Below are 13,934 nucleotides of genomic sequence, written 5' to 3' on the forward strand. Positions count from 1 at the left end.
ACTCTTCATCATGCTGTCAGCGTTTTCATATCGATAACGAAGCGGTATTTCACATCGCTTTTCAGCAGTCGTTCAAACGCGTCGTTGATTTCATCCATTCGAATCACTTCCGAATCGGCGGTAATATTGTGCTCACCGCAGAAATCAAGCATTTCCTGCGTTTCAGCAATACCACCGATGCATGAACCTGCAACGGATCGACGGCCAAACAGCATTGGCGTGGTGTCCATAGTTGGCTCGATTTTCCCCACCAACCCAACAAAAACCAGCGTTCCGTCAAGAGTTAGTGTCGACATATAAGCATTGATATCATGCGTATAAGGAACCGTATCAATAATTAAGGAGAATTTTCCTTTTACTGCGTCCATCTGCCCGGCATCTGTTGAGAGCACCACATGATGCGCGCCGAGCTTACGCGCATCAGCCTCTTTTGCCGCAGACCGGGTAAACAACGTCACCTCCGCCCCCAGCGCATGGGCCAGTTTCAACGCCATATGCCCCAACCCACCCAATCCAATCACCGCCACTTTGCTTCCTTTCGTCACGCCCCAATGCTTCAAGGGAGACCAGGTTGTGATGCCCGCACAGAGCAGCGGCGCAACGGATTTAACATCCAGATTTTCCGGAATGCGTAAGACAAAATCTTGCGTACAGACAATAGACTGGGAATAACCACCAAATGTCGGACGATGATCGTGCCGGTCGACTCCGTTATAAGTCTGGACAAAGCCCTGTTCACAGTATTGTTCCAGCCCGTGCTGGCAGGGCGAGCATTCACGACATGAATCAACCATACACCCGACGCCAACTAAATCACCGGGTTTGAATTTATTCACTTCGGCACCGACCGCAGTAACACGGCCAATGATTTCGTGGCCCGGCACCAGGGGATATTGACTGTACCCCCAATCGTTTCGTGCCTGGTGAAGATCCGAATGGCAAACGCCACAGTAGAGGATTTCTATGGCGACATCATCAGGGCGGGGATCGCGGCGCTCAAAATGAAACGGCACCAGCGGCGCTTTGTTTGACTGTGCAGCATAACCGAGAACAGTAATAGACATAATTATCTCCATGCGTTCTTCAGATAAGATATTGTGCATATATCATATACAGTATCTTTTACGGCTATGCGGCATGCTTTGCACTTTCTGCTATTGAAAATTGCGCAAGCTTCGGGCTGTGCTTGCGCAAATTGATGCTTACTGAAGCACTTTACTCAGAAAAGTGGCCGTGCGCGGGTTAACCGGAGCGTTAAAAAGTTGTTGCGGGCTGCCCTCTTCCTGAATGACACCTTGATCGATAAAGATGACCCGGTCAGCGACTTCCCTGGCAAACCCCATCTCATGGGTGACGATGACCATCGTCATTCCCTCCGCTGCCAGCGTTTTCATGACCTGCAACACTTCACCCACCAGCTCAGGATCGAGGGCAGAGGTCGGTTCATCGAACAACATAATAGAAGGTTCCATAGCCAGCGCGCGGGCGATAGCGACGCGTTGCTGCTGCCCACCGGAGAGACTGGCAGGCCAGGCATCGCGCTTGTCACTCAACCCCACTTTAGCCAGCAAGCTTTCAGCCAGTGCCACCGCTTGCGCGCGCGGTATCTTTTTCAGACTCACCGGCGCCATAATCACATTTTCCAGCACGGTCATATGTGGAAACAGGTTAAAGCGCTGAAACACCATTCCCACGCTTTCCCGCAGCGAGTTAAGGCAGGTTTTCACATCGTGAACTGCAAAGCCGTTTACTTCGACCTCCCCTTCACTCACGCTTTCCAGTGCGTTCATACAGCGCAGAAAAGTGCTCTTCCCGGAACCGGATGGGCCAATGACACAGACAACTTCTTTGGGCTGAATGGTGCAATCAATACCGCGGAGCACATGGTTTTCGCCAAAATGCTTATGCAAATTTTTAATGTGAATCACTTTTGCCAAACCTCTTTTCCATTCGGTTGACCAGCTGCGCGAGCAGGAACGTGATAACCCAATAGACCAGTGAAATAGTCAGATAAGGTTCCCAATAAGTCGCATACGCGCCGGAAACGGTTCGCGCTGCATAGGCCAGATCCGCAAGGCCAATCGCCGACGCCAGCGAAGAATCCTTAACGATAGCGATAGCATTATTGCCAAGCGGCGGCAGGATGCGACGAAACGCCTGCGGTAAAATCACCTTGCGCATGGTTTTCCACCACGGCATCCCCAGCGCGCGTGATGCTTCCATCTGGCCTTTATCAATAGACTGGATCCCGGCGCGGAAAATTTCCGATACATACGCCCCGGCATTCAGCGTGATGGCGACAATACAGGACAGAAACGCGCCATAATCAGAACGCAGGCTGCGGGCTACATCACTGCTCATCAATCCGCTGGTTACCAGCAGGCCATCACGCGGGTTAATAAATAGCGGCACTAGCGCAAAGTGCACCACCATAATCTGTACAAAGAGCGGCGTCCCGCGAAAAGCGCTAACGTAAAACCGCACCGGGAATTGCACCAGGTAGCGCAGCACATATTTCCACGGCCCATGGCTGGCGTGCGCCATACGGCCAAGCCCAAGCGTCAGCCCCCACAGGGTGCCGGAAATGACACAAATAAGCGTACATTTGATGGTCATCCAGGCGCCTTCCATAAATAGCGGCGCGTACTCCTGGATAATCTCCCAGCGAAAAGCAGACATAGATGTTCCCTGAAAAAGACGGCTAGCGACGAGTTAGACGGTAGCCGTAATAAAAGAATGGATTTACTGCGCAGGTAATGCCGGTACGTTATCGTCGAACCAGGTTTTATAAATCGCGGCATAAGTGCCGTCTGCCACTATCTTTTTCAGACCGCTGTTAATTTTTTTCTGCAATTCGCTATTGCCTTTTGCCACGGCAATACCGAAATACTGACGCTCGAATTTCGCGTCTGGCACCAGCTTAAACTGCTTCTCCGGGTGCTGTTTGATATAGTATTTCACCACGCCCACATCACCCACTGCCGCGCTGACGCCATCTTCAAACAGCTCCTGTAACATCAGCGGCGTGTTATCAAAGCGCTTGATTGCCGTGCTGTTTTTGCCTAATACATCCGACACCACGATATCTCCCGTGCTGGAATTCACCACGCCGACTTTTTCATTTTTCAGCGAAGCAAGTGAGGTGACGTCGGAAGTAGCCGGAACCACAATGGATTGCTCCGCCGGGAAATAAGGCGCGGAAAAATCTACCATTTGCTTACGTTTGTCGGTAATCGTGATGCCTGAAATAATGATGTCACGGTCACCTGAGCCAAGAGTGGCGAAGATCCCTTCCCACGGCGTATTGATAAGTTTGATATTAAAATTTTCCGCTTTGGCGATGGCTTTAATAATATCGATATCGAAACCTTCCAGCTGTTTCTGGCTATTTTCGAATTCAAACGGACGATATGTGCCGCCAGCCCCCACAACATAAGTTTGTTGAGCTGCGAAAACGCTGCCGGAGAGCGCCGCCAAAAAACAACCTGCCTGCAACCATTTCTTAAACATGACACCACCTTTTTATGCAAATTATTTGCATAAAAATATAGATAAGCGTGGATTGATGCAAACGTTATTACTCTTCCGTGCAGGAATCAGGCGTCGTTATGTGTTACAACCTGCACAGGAATTACATCAGAAATCATTTATCAGGCGCATAAGCGCGACCGGAGGTCAGGTGATGAACCAGGTTATACCCGATATTGCTTTTCTGCATGAACTTGCCGATGCAGCCGACAAACAAACGCTGCCGCGTTTCCGCTCCAGAGGCTCGCTGCATGTCAGCAGCAAGCCTAAAGAAGGCTATCGTTTCGATCCCGTAACCGATGCCGATCGCGAAGCGGAGCGGGTGATGCGTGAGCTGATCACGGCGCGCTATCCTGACCACGCGATCATGGGCGAAGAGTTCGGCACCACCGGCTCCGGCCCGGTGCGATGGGTGCTGGACCCGGTGGATGGCACCCGCCCTTTTCTCTGTGGTCTTCCGGTGTGGGGCACATTGATTGGCCTGACGGTAGAGGGGCGCGGCCATATGGGCATGATGAATCAACCTTTTACCGGCGAACGCTTCTGGGCCGATGGCCAGCAGGCCGGATACCGTGGCCCATTGGGAACATTCCAGCTACAGACTCGTAAAGGTATCTCGCTCGATCAGGCGATTTTACACACCACCTCTCCCGAACCGGTATCGCGTTTTCCAAATGTGAATTTTGCCGCGCTGGAAGCCAGCACATTAATGATCCGTTATGGCGGCGAGTGTTATGCGATGGCCATGCTTGCCGCCGGGCAAATTGATTTATGCCTGGAGTTTTCCCTGCAACCTTATGATATCGTTGCGCTTGTTCCAATTATTGAGCAAGCCGGCGGCGTCGTGACCACCTTAAGCGGTAATCGCCCTGAAGCCGGTGGGCAAATTCTTGCATCAGGCTGTCCACATCTGCATGAGCAAGCGCTGCGCATTCTGAACAGCTAAAACGTTACAGCATAACGTTTTTTTGCCGATAAAGGTTGCAGTAAATTTAAGCGAAGCGGTACTAAATGTAGCGTTTTTTACCGCAACCTTTACGGTTTTCAGGGTAAAACCTGGACGTTGGCAGCCAAAACACCTTTTTCTTTTTTGTGCTAAGTTAACACGTTGATAACACTTCATTGTGAAACTGCACGAATACGTTTTGAAACGGTGTTTTTGTTTTCCATTGCCCCTTTTTCGTCGTATAATGGCGGCCTATTCACTCTTGAATGGTTTCAGCTGATTGAACTGTAAAACACATAACTTACAACACACTCTTCCCGGTTGGGCTGAAACTCAGGCACATATTACTCTGCACGCTTTTTTGATGTCACCTATCCTTAAACGGGGACGTCACAACATTCGCAACACAAGTTTGTCTCCGCAGCCTCTGGCTCACCGGAGCATGATTTACATATCCTTCTCAACTCAAACTTAAAGACCAGAACTGTCATGAAAAAGACCAAAATTGTTTGCACCATCGGTCCGAAAACCGAATCCGAAGAGATGCTGGGGAAAATGCTTGACGCAGGTATGAACGTCATGCGTTTGAACTTCTCTCACGGTGACTATGCTGAGCACGGTCAGCGCATTAAAAATCTGCGTAACGTGATGAGCAAAACCGGTAAAAAAGCGGCAATTCTGCTGGATACCAAAGGTCCGGAAATCCGCACCATTAAACTGGAAGGCGGCAACGATGTTTCTCTGAAAGCCGGCCAGACCTTCACCTTTACGACTGACAAGTCCGTAGTCGGCAATGCTGACATCGTTGCGGTGACCTATGAAGGTTTCACCAACGATCTGAGCGTGGGCAATACCGTGCTGGTTGACGATGGTTTGATCGGCATGGAAGTGACCGCGATTGAAGGTAACAAGGTTATCTGCAAAGTGTTGAATAACGGCGACCTCGGCGAAAACAAAGGTGTGAACCTGCCAGGCGTATCTATCGCTCTGCCGGCGCTGGCTGAAAAGGATAAGCAAGACCTGATCTTTGGCTGCGAGCAAGGTGTCGACTTTGTTGCCGCATCCTTTATCCGTAAGCGTTCTGACGTGGTTGAAATCCGCGAGCATCTTAAAGCGCACGGCGGTGATAACATCCAAATCATCTCCAAAATCGAAAACCAGGAAGGCCTGAACAACTTCGACGAAATCCTCGAAGCGTCTGACGGCATCATGGTTGCGCGTGGCGACCTGGGCGTAGAAATCCCGGTGGAAGAAGTGATTTTCGCCCAGAAGATGATGATCGAAAAATGTATCCGCGCACGCAAAGTGGTTATCACCGCCACCCAGATGCTGGATTCCATGATCAAAAACCCGCGCCCGACCCGTGCTGAAGCTGGCGACGTGGCGAACGCCATTCTCGACGGTACCGATGCCGTGATGCTGTCCGGTGAATCCGCGAAAGGTAAATATCCGCTGGAAGCCGTTTCAATTATGGCGACCATCTGTGAGCGCACCGATCGCGTCATGTCCAGCCGCCTGGATTACAACAATGACAGCCGTAAGCTGCGTATCACCGAAGCCGTGTGCCGTGGCGCGGTAGAAACCGCCGAAAAACTGGAAGCGCCGCTGATTGTGGTTGCGACCCATGGCGGTAAGTCTGCGCGCGCTGTGCGTAAATACTTCCCGGATGCGACCATTCTGGCGCTGACCACCAATGAAGTGACCGCACGCCAGCTGGTATTGAGCAAAGGCGTCGTGCCGCAGCTGGTAAAAGAGATCTCCTCTACCGATGATTTCTATCGTCTGGGTAAAGAGGCGGCGCTGGAAAGCGGCCTGGCAAACAAAGGCGATATCGTGGTTATGGTCTCCGGCGCGCTGGTTCCGAGCGGTACCACCAACACAGCATCTGTTCACGTGCTGTAATAACCAGCCGACTTTTTAGACTACTAAAAAAAGCGCCCTCGTGGCGCTTTTTTTATATTCCTCGTAGTCAGCGCAAATAAAAAAGCAAATCGGATTTCACTATTTAAGCGTGCCATTATGTAAGATGAATCCGATGGAAATCCCCTGTTTTCTCTCGCCTTTTGCCTTGTTTATACAAAGTCGATGCTTCTTTGAGCGAACGATCAAATTTAAGTGGATTCCCATCAAAAAAATATTCTCAACCCAAAAAAGTTTGTGTAATACTTGTAACGCTACATGGAGATTAACTCAATCTAGAGGGTATTAATAATGAATCGTACTAAACTGGTACTGGGCGCGGTAATCCTGGGTTCTACTCTGCTGGCTGGTTGCTCCAGCAACGCTAAAATCGATCAGCTGTCTTCTGACGTTCAGACTCTGAACGCTAAAGTTGACCAGCTGAGCAACGACGTGAACGCAATCCGTTCCGACGTTCAGGCTGCTAAAGACGACGCAGCTCGCGCTAACCAGCGTCTGGACAACCAGGCTCACTCTTACCGTAAGTAAGAGTTCCTGTGATGAAATGGCGCTCATTGAGCGCCATTTTTTTTGCCCCACATTTCCCCTCTGCGTTTGCTACTGCGCAATAACCTCCCCTGCAGCTTCCGCATCCATTGCCTGTACCGTGTTGCCTGCCTGGACAGATAACAAACTGGTCGGCACAGATTTTCCTGAAGGAACTGCCACCGGATACCCCGCCCGGCGTGCAAGCGCCTTCTCTATCATTTGCCTGTCGCCCCCGGCCTGTTTGATAAAGCTCTCAAGCGCCGGAGAGAAGGTTATCGGTAGCGTCTGAGTATTATCCCCGGCATTTTGCGATAAGGGACGATGCACTTCGATATAGTGCCTGCCATCAGGCTCCACCGCATATTTTACCGGTTCATTAATAATGGTGACCCGGGTTCCCGTAGCGACCTGGGCAAATAACGCTTCGATATCAGCCGCGTTCATACGAATACACCCTGAACTGACACGCAGGCCGACACTGTCAGGCGCATTAGTGCCATGAATGAGATATTCCCCATTACCGATTCCTAAACGCAGCGCAAAGCGCCCCAGCGGGTTGTGTGGCCCTGCCGGGACAACGGCGGGCAGTTCGATACCTGCGGCCCGTGAACGGGCGCGTATCCCCGCTGTAGGCGTCCAGGTTGGGTTAGGGATCTTCTGGCTGACCCGGGTTACAGAAACGGGTGTTTCCAGCCCCTGCAAGCCAATCCCTATCGGATACACCTGCACACTGTTTTCCCCTTGCGGGAAGTAATAGAGTCGTAGCTCTGCCAGATTCACCACAATCCCCTCGCGGGGCGTATCGGGTAGCAGCATTTGGGAAGGAATTATCACCTGCGTGCCCGGCGCAGGAACCGGGGCGATAGTATCGTTCGCTTCAAGAATTAACATCGCCGCCGTATCGAAATGCCGGGCGATAGCCTGCAGATTTTTATCGTCTGCCTGTACTGTGTAAGTCTGATTTTGTCCGATAAGACGGCTGCCGTTCGGTGAAAGCTGAAATTCCGCCGAACGCGCCAGTGAAGAGGCGCTTAGAGCGCCGAAAAGGCATAAGAAAATCAAAGACGCGCGTTTCATGCTGAGCTCCTGTTATTCACTGGCAAGGTGCCAGAATGCTGAAGTCCAGCGAGGCGGGGGACGCCTCGCACACAGGATGAAAGCTGTCTTTTAAGTTTAGCTAAGGTTGCTGGCTTTAGCGCGAATAGCGCGGATCATTGCTTCAAGGCCTTGCGAGCGAGAAGGTGTAAGATGCTGAGCAAGCGACATTTTTTCGAACCATGGACGCACATCAAAGGCCACAATATCCTGCGCCGTCATCTGCTGATAAAGCACGAACACGATAGCGATAAGCCCTTTGACGATTGCCGCATCGCTGTCACCGCTAAGCACTATCACACCATCGTCATTACGCTGCATCACAATCCACACCTGGCTCTGGCAACCCTGAATCATATTCTGCGAAGTATGCGCCTCAGGGCTGAGTTCAGGCAGACGCTGCCCCAGCTCGATAATGTAGAGATATTTCTCTTCCCAGTTGGCACAGCGACCAAAATTGCGCAGTAATTTTTCTTTATCGGGTAATGCTGCCATTTCGCCCTCCGTTAGCCGAGTAACTGATGAATACGCTTCAGGCCAGCGACCAGGCGATCCACCTCTTCTTGCGTATTGTACATGACCAAAGAGGCCCGACACATGGCAGGAACGTTATAAAACGCCATCAGCGGCATGGCGCAATGGTGCCCGGTGCGCACCGCAATACCGTAGTTATCAAGGAAACTCCCGACATCGTAAGCGTGATGTTTGCCAAGATTAAACGCAATCACGCCCTGGCGTTGCACAGGGCCATAAAGCGTGAGATCCGGCACATCCTGCAATGCGTTCAGCGCATAGCGCATCAGCGTCTGCTCATACTCTCCGATAGCCTCCAGACCCAGCGCGTTAACGTAGTCAAGGGCGGCACCGAAAGCAATAATTCCGCCGGTGTTTGGTGTTCCCGCTTCAAAGCGCCACGGGGCTTTGGCATAGGTTGTCCCCTCGGTCAGGCTGACGGTAGCTATCATTGAACCACCCCCTTCCCACGGTGGCATCGCCTGCAAAATGTCCTCTTTGGCATACAGCACGCCAATCCCCGTCGGCCCGTAAAGCTTGTGGGCGGAGAAGAGATAAAAGTCGCAATCCAGCGCCTGAACATCTACCGGATGGTGCATCACCGCCTGCGCACCATCGACCAGCACCTTCGCGCCGTACTGGTGAGCAAGTGTAATGATATCCGCCACCGGGTTCTCAGTGCCTAACACATTCGAGACATGGGTGATGGCCACCAGCCGCGTGCGTTCATCCAGCAGCGTGGGCAGCATCTCCAGTTGCAAGGTGCCGTCCTGGTTTAGCGGGATCACGCGCAGCGTTGCGCCGACACGCTCGCAGAGCATTTGCCAGGGCACAATATTGGCATGGTGCTCCATCGCGCTGATGATGATGTTATCCCCGGCGCGCACCTGGCTGTTCCCCCAGCTGTTCGCCACCAGGTTGATGCCCTCGGTCGTGCCGCGCACGAACACAATCTCTTCCGGCAGACGGGCGTTAAGAAACGCCGCCGCCTGGTTGCGAACGTTTTCCATCCGCTGGGTCGCCTCTGCGCTCAGGGTGTGGATACCCCGGTGCACGGCAGCATACCCGTGGCGGTAAAACTCCGCCTCGGCATCAATGACCTGATGGGGTTTTTGCGCGCTGGCCGCGCTGTCCAGATAGGCCAGCGGGAGTCCGTTCACTTCACGCAGCAACGTGGGAAAATCTGCGCGCACATTGTTCACAGGAAAACTCATGCTTCGCCCCCTGACAAGCGCCGGGTGATACGCGCCAGCACTTGCTGTTTTAACGCCTCGTCGCTGATAGCTTCGGTCAGCTCAGCTGCGAAGGCATGGATAATCATTTTCTGCGCCGCCTGCCTGTCAATGCCGCGGGAACGCAGGTAGAACATCTGTTCGTCGTCGATGCGCCCGACCGTCGCACCGTGGCTGCACTTCACGTCATCGGCATAGATTTCGAGCTGCGGCTTGGTATCCACTTCAGACAGGCGACCCAGCAACAAGTTGTTATTGGTCATCTGACCGTCGGTTTTGATAGCATGCTGCGCAACATTAATCAGGCCATTGAATACCGCGCGCCCTTTATCGCTGACTATCGTCTTATGCAGCTGGCGGCTGTTACAGTAGCCTTTATTATGCTCAAGCCAGGTGCGGGTATCACACACTTCTGACTTCACCGGCATCGCCAGGCTATTGATACGTAACTGGGTGTTTTCACCGTTAAGCTGCGTGCTGGTGTTGTGGCGCAACACCGCGCCGCCAAGCAGGAAACTGTGGCTCTCCGCCGTCGCATCCCGCCCCAGGAACAGATCATTGTGCGCAAAGTGGTAGCTCTGCGGGTTTTCAAATGCCAGTTTTACGTGGCGCAGATGAGCGTTGTCCGCCACGCTCATGGTCAGGCGCGAGCCGCTAAAATGCGGTCTGTCGTTCAGGCTGACATAGTGTTCATAGACCGTCGCTTCAGCCCCCTGCGCCAGCACCAGGTGGTGGCGATAGTGCGCCGTGTTCATTTCTTCGCTCGCCAGCCCCTGCGTAATATGCATCAGCAGCAGCGGTTTTGCCGGCCGCTGGCCTGGCGCAACCGTAATCGTCGTCACGCTGTGGGCCAGGCTTTCGGTTAAATGCAAAAAGACGTCTGGCTGCACCGGCGCAGGCAATTCCCGGCGAGCATCATCAAACGAGATATCAAAACCACAGCCCGCAGTTTCATCGCTGAGCGCTGCGTTAAACTGCCCGTCAACAAACACCAGGCGAATAGCGTCTACCGGCAGCGACAATGCATCGCGCTGCTGCACGTCCACGGTGCCTCTGGCGCTGACAAACTGGCTGTTAAGCAACCCATCCAGCGGGGTGTAGCGCCAGTTTTCCTGCTTACGCGTCGGCAGGCCTAAACGCAGCATCTGTTGCAGGTGCTGCTGTGCCGCGTCGGAGTGCGCACCGCCCTGCAGCTCAAACAGGTGATGCCACTGTTGTAGTGCGTTACTGCTGTTCGGTAAGCCAGCCATAGCCCTGCTCCTCCAGTTGCTTAACCAGCGTGAAATCACCTGATTTCACGATGCGCCCCTGTGAAAGCACATGCACAAAGTCAGGCTTGATATAGTCAAGGATCCGCTGGTAGTGCGTGACGATAATAAAGGCGCGCTTTTCATCGCGCAGAGAGTTCACCCCCTCGGCGACGATTTTCAACGCATCAATATCCAGCCCGGAATCGGTTTCGTCGAGGATGCACAGCGCCGGCTCCAGCACCGCCATTTGCAGAATATCGTTACGCTTTTTCTCGCCACCGGAAAAGCCAACGTTAACCGACCGCGTCAGCAAATCTTCCGGCATTTTCAGCAACGCCATTTTCTCTTCCATCAGATCCTGAAAATCAAAGCGATCTAACGCCTCCTGGCCACGGTATTCGCGCACCGCATTCAGTGCGGTTTGCAGGAAAAACTGGTTACTGACGCCGGGGATTTCCACCGGGTATTGAAAGGCCATAAAGACCCCTTCGCCCGCGCGATCTTCCGGTGATAATTCCAGCAAATCTTTCCCTTTAAACGTTACGCTACCGCCAACGACTTCATAATCCTCACGCCCGGCAAGCGTGGCAGAGAGCGTACTTTTCCCGGAGCCGTTTGGCCCCATAATGGCGTGCACTTCACCAGGACGTACGTCCAAATCAAGACCACGCAGGATGGCTTTATCTTCAACGCTTACCTGCAAATTTTTGATACTTAACATTTCTAGTCCTTTCTTCTTAACCGACGCTGTGTTCAAGGCTGATAGCCAGCAATTTTTGCGCTTCGACCGCAAACTCAAGCGGCAGCTCGGAGAACACGTCTTTACAGAAACCGTTAACAATCATTGAGATAGCATCATCCTCGCTGATGCCACGCTGCAGGCAGTAGAATAACTGGTCTTCACCGATGCGTGAGGTGGTCGCTTCGTGTTCCAGCTGGGCGCTGTTGTTGCGGCACTCGACATACGGGAAGGTATGTGCGCCGCAATCCGGACCGATCAGCATTGAGTCACATTGTGTGAAGTTTCGCGCATTGGTCGCCGTCGGCATAATCTTCACCAGCCCGCGATAGCTGTTCTGGCTATGCCCGGCGGAAATACCTTTGGAAATAATGGTCGATTTGGTGTTCTTGCCGATGTGGATCATTTTGGTGCCGGTATCGGCCTGTTGATGACCGCTGGTCAGCGCAACCGAAAAGAACTCGCCGATGGAGTTGTCACCGCGCAGAATGCAGCTCGGATACTTCCAGGTAATCGCAGAACCGGTTTCCGACTGCGTCCAGGACATCTTGCTGTTTTCGCCTTCGCACAGCGCGCGTTTCGTTACAAAGTTCAGGATCCCGCCGGTGTTATTGTCGCCAGGGAACCAGTTTTGCACCGTCGAGTATTTCACTTCAGCGTCTTTGTGAATGATGACTTCCACAACCGCTGCGTGCAGCTGGTAGCTGTCGCGAACCGGCGCCGAGCAGCCTTCGATATAACTCACGTAGCTGCCCTCATCGGCTATCAGGATGGTACGCTCAAACTGCCCGGTCTTCTCCGCATTGATGCGAAAATAGGTCGACAGCTCCATCGGGCAACGTACACCTTTCGGGATATAAATAAAGGTGCCATCCGATGCTACGGCCGCATTTAACGCGGCGAAGAAGTTGTCATTGGAAGGCACCACTGTGCCAAGGTATTTTTTGACCAGTTCCGGATGATCGTGAATCGCTTCGCCGAATGAACAGAAGATGATGCCCTGCTCCGACAGTTTTTCGCGATAGGTCGTGGCAACGGAAACGGAGTCAAATATTGCATCGACGGCGACCTCTCTGCCCTCGCGTACCGGCACGCCAAGCTGATTAAACGCCTCTTCTACTTCATTTGTCAGGTACGTATTGCTGCCCGTTTGCTGTACGGCACCGGGCTGCGAGGCGCAGTTATCATCACAGTTTCCGCATGACGGCGCGGAGTAATAGCTGTAATCCTGATAATTGAGCTTATCGTAATGGGCTTTCAACCAATGGGGTTCATCCATCTCCAGCCATGCGCGAAATGCGTTCAGGCGAAACTCGAGCATCCAGTCCGGCTCGTTACGTTTAGCGGAAATAGCACGCACCACCTCTTCGTTGATACCTTTAGCCAACTCATCAGTGGTTAAGCGGGTAAAAAACCCCTCTTTATAATTGAGGTGGCCGGTCCAGGTTTTGACATCGTCTGTTGCTTCAGTATTACGTGACATAGTACCGCCTATACCCCGAAACTTTCGCCGCAGCCGCATTCGTGCTGAGCTTTCGGGTTATGAAATTTGAAGATCTGATTTAAACCTTCACGCACGTAGTCCACTTCAGTGCCGTCAATAAAAGGCATCGCCTGAAGCGGTACATAAAGACGCGCGCCATCAGATTCGTACAGTAAATCATCAGCATTGGGTTCCGTTACGGTATCAAGCACATAACCAAAACCGGCGCAGCCGGTCTGTTTAATGCCCAGTCGGACACCCAGTACGCCATCCTGCTTTTCAGTTAGTGCACGGATATGTTCTGCGGCAGCAGGCGTCATACTCAGCCCGCGCCACGTAAAATCTTGCGGATTAAAAGATTCCATCGCTTACCTCACGTCGCAAATCTGAACGGTATAATGCTATGTTAGTGATAATGATTATCACTTCAACCCGCTTTCCGCAGGGTTATTACGCAACCGCCCCTTTTTCCGGTACTTTGTATAAGCATAGACTCTGCTGAAAGGCTTTACAGCAAAGTGAAAAATTGTTTAATAATTTGATAAATAATGGATTTAACAACTATTTCGGGAGGAATTGAGCAAAAAACAAAACATGCATAGGTAATACCTATTTTTGAGATAGGATTTTAGACATGCAGTAATATAAAAACATACACTGAGATCAAGCTGTTAGTCATATGCGTGTCTGGTTTGGCAAA

15 protein-coding genes are annotated in these 13,934 nt (G+C 52.2%); 4 read left to right on the forward strand and 11 right to left on the reverse strand.

Annotated features, from left to right (window positions below; translation table 11 throughout):
• Positions 1-8 precede the first annotated feature (8 nt).
• The 4 genes from ACTU3N_RS21610 to ACTU3N_RS21625 all read right to left on the reverse strand — a co-directional run bounded on the left by ACTU3N_RS21610 (position 9) and on the right by ACTU3N_RS21625 (position 3,510).
• Positions 9-1,064 carry an NAD(P)-dependent alcohol dehydrogenase gene (locus ACTU3N_RS21610; protein WP_443088184.1) on the reverse strand — a complete coding sequence of 352 codons (1,056 nt, stop codon included), beginning with the start codon at positions 1,062-1,064 and terminating at the stop codon, positions 9-11.
• Positions 1,065-1,202: 138 nt separating this feature from the next.
• Positions 1,203-1,928, reverse strand: coding sequence for an amino acid ABC transporter ATP-binding protein (locus ACTU3N_RS21615; RefSeq protein WP_443088368.1), 726 nt, complete (start codon positions 1,926-1,928; stop codon positions 1,203-1,205).
• Positions 1,915-2,679 carry an amino acid ABC transporter permease gene (locus ACTU3N_RS21620; protein ID WP_443088185.1) on the reverse strand — a complete coding sequence of 255 codons (765 nt, stop codon included), beginning with the start codon at positions 2,677-2,679 and terminating at the stop codon, positions 1,915-1,917. The genes ACTU3N_RS21615 and ACTU3N_RS21620 overlap by 14 nt, the downstream gene beginning before the upstream one ends.
• 63 nt (positions 2,680-2,742) lie before the next feature.
• Entirely contained in the window at positions 2,743-3,510 is a 768-nt protein-coding gene (locus tag ACTU3N_RS21625; RefSeq protein ID WP_443088186.1) for a basic amino acid ABC transporter substrate-binding protein, read from the reverse strand.
• 172 nt (positions 3,511-3,682) lie between these two features.
• Here ACTU3N_RS21625 and ACTU3N_RS21630 point away from each other — a divergent pair, with 172 nt between their 5' ends.
• The 4 genes from ACTU3N_RS21630 (at position 3,683) to ACTU3N_RS21645 (ending at position 6,922) form a co-directional block, all read left to right on the forward strand.
• On the forward strand, positions 3,683-4,474 hold the full coding sequence (locus tag ACTU3N_RS21630) for an inositol monophosphatase family protein (protein WP_443088187.1): 792 nt from the start codon (positions 3,683-3,685) through the stop codon (positions 4,472-4,474).
• Positions 4,475-4,754: 280 nt separating this feature from the next.
• On the forward strand, positions 4,755-4,949 hold the full coding sequence (ynhH, locus tag ACTU3N_RS21635) for a protein YnhH (protein WP_443088188.1): 195 nt from the start codon (positions 4,755-4,757) through the stop codon (positions 4,947-4,949).
• A gap of 14 nt (positions 4,950-4,963) precedes the next feature.
• Entirely contained in the window at positions 4,964-6,376 is a 1,413-nt protein-coding gene (pykF, locus tag ACTU3N_RS21640) for a pyruvate kinase PykF (protein ID WP_443088189.1), read from the forward strand.
• A gap of 309 nt (positions 6,377-6,685) precedes the next feature.
• Positions 6,686-6,922 carry a major outer membrane lipoprotein gene (locus tag ACTU3N_RS21645; RefSeq protein ID WP_007374746.1) on the forward strand — a complete coding sequence of 79 codons (237 nt, stop codon included), beginning with the start codon at positions 6,686-6,688 and terminating at the stop codon, positions 6,920-6,922.
• 69 nt (positions 6,923-6,991) lie between these two features.
• Here ACTU3N_RS21645 and ldtE read toward each other — a convergent pair whose 3' ends face one another.
• The 7 genes from ldtE to sufA form a co-directional block, all read right to left on the reverse strand.
• On the reverse strand, positions 6,992-7,999 hold the full coding sequence (ldtE, locus tag ACTU3N_RS21650) for a L,D-transpeptidase LdtE (RefSeq protein WP_443088190.1): 1,008 nt from the start codon (positions 7,997-7,999) through the stop codon (positions 6,992-6,994).
• Between the two features lie 96 nt (positions 8,000-8,095).
• Entirely contained in the window at positions 8,096-8,512 is a 417-nt protein-coding gene (gene sufE, locus ACTU3N_RS21655) for a cysteine desulfuration protein SufE (RefSeq protein ID WP_443088191.1), read from the reverse strand.
• 11 nt (positions 8,513-8,523) lie between these two features.
• Positions 8,524-9,744 (reverse strand): cysteine desulfurase SufS, encoded by a 1,221-nt coding sequence (gene sufS, locus ACTU3N_RS21660; protein ID WP_443088192.1) that lies wholly within the window; start codon positions 9,742-9,744, stop codon positions 8,524-8,526.
• Positions 9,741-11,012 carry a Fe-S cluster assembly protein SufD gene (sufD, locus tag ACTU3N_RS21665; RefSeq protein ID WP_443088193.1) on the reverse strand — a complete coding sequence of 424 codons (1,272 nt, stop codon included), beginning with the start codon at positions 11,010-11,012 and terminating at the stop codon, positions 9,741-9,743. The genes sufS and sufD overlap by 4 nt, the downstream gene beginning before the upstream one ends.
• Positions 10,987-11,733 carry a Fe-S cluster assembly ATPase SufC gene (sufC, locus tag ACTU3N_RS21670; protein WP_443088194.1) on the reverse strand — a complete coding sequence of 249 codons (747 nt, stop codon included), beginning with the start codon at positions 11,731-11,733 and terminating at the stop codon, positions 10,987-10,989. The genes sufD and sufC overlap by 26 nt, the downstream gene beginning before the upstream one ends.
• Positions 11,734-11,749: 16 nt before the next feature.
• Positions 11,750-13,234: a Fe-S cluster assembly protein SufB gene (sufB, locus tag ACTU3N_RS21675; RefSeq protein WP_443088195.1), complete on the reverse strand. Its 1,485-nt coding sequence runs from the start codon at positions 13,232-13,234 to the stop codon at positions 11,750-11,752.
• A gap of 8 nt (positions 13,235-13,242) precedes the next feature.
• The gene (gene sufA, locus ACTU3N_RS21680) at positions 13,243-13,599 is read right to left on the reverse strand and encodes a Fe-S cluster assembly scaffold SufA (RefSeq protein WP_443088196.1); all 357 of its coding nucleotides are present in this window, start codon (positions 13,597-13,599) and stop codon (positions 13,243-13,245) included.
• Between the last annotated feature and the right edge of the window lie 335 nt (positions 13,600-13,934).

The sequence above is a fragment of the Vagococcus sp. WN89Y genome, assembly GCF_052220145.1.
Lineage (GTDB): Bacteria > Pseudomonadota > Gammaproteobacteria > Enterobacterales > Enterobacteriaceae > Kosakonia.

Coding starts and splice junctions, on each gene's coding strand:
- ACTU3N_RS21610 (WP_443088184.1), bottom strand. CDS start 1,064: ATGTCTATTACTGTTCTCGGTTATGCTGCACAGTCAAACAAAGCGCCG.
- ACTU3N_RS21620 (WP_443088185.1), bottom strand. CDS start 2,679: ATGTCTGCTTTTCGCTGGGAGATTATCCAGGAGTACGCGCCGCTATTT.
- ACTU3N_RS21625 (WP_443088186.1), bottom strand. CDS start 3,510: ATGTTTAAGAAATGGTTGCAGGCAGGTTGTTTTTTGGCGGCGCTCTCC.
- ACTU3N_RS21630 (WP_443088187.1), top strand. CDS start 3,683: ATGAACCAGGTTATACCCGATATTGCTTTTCTGCATGAACTTGCCGAT.
- pykF (WP_443088189.1), top strand. CDS start 4,964: ATGAAAAAGACCAAAATTGTTTGCACCATCGGTCCGAAAACCGAATCC.
- ACTU3N_RS21645 (WP_007374746.1), top strand. CDS start 6,686: ATGAATCGTACTAAACTGGTACTGGGCGCGGTAATCCTGGGTTCTACT.
- ldtE (WP_443088190.1), bottom strand. CDS start 7,999: ATGAAACGCGCGTCTTTGATTTTCTTATGCCTTTTCGGCGCTCTAAGC.
- sufE (WP_443088191.1), bottom strand. CDS start 8,512: ATGGCAGCATTACCCGATAAAGAAAAATTACTGCGCAATTTTGGTCGC.
- sufS (WP_443088192.1), bottom strand. CDS start 9,744: ATGAGTTTTCCTGTGAACAATGTGCGCGCAGATTTTCCCACGTTGCTG.
- sufD (WP_443088193.1), bottom strand. CDS start 11,012: ATGGCTGGCTTACCGAACAGCAGTAACGCACTACAACAGTGGCATCAC.
- sufC (WP_443088194.1), bottom strand. CDS start 11,733: ATGTTAAGTATCAAAAATTTGCAGGTAAGCGTTGAAGATAAAGCCATC.
- sufB (WP_443088195.1), bottom strand. CDS start 13,234: ATGTCACGTAATACTGAAGCAACAGACGATGTCAAAACCTGGACCGGC.
- sufA (WP_443088196.1), bottom strand. CDS start 13,599: ATGGAATCTTTTAATCCGCAAGATTTTACGTGGCGCGGGCTGAGTATG.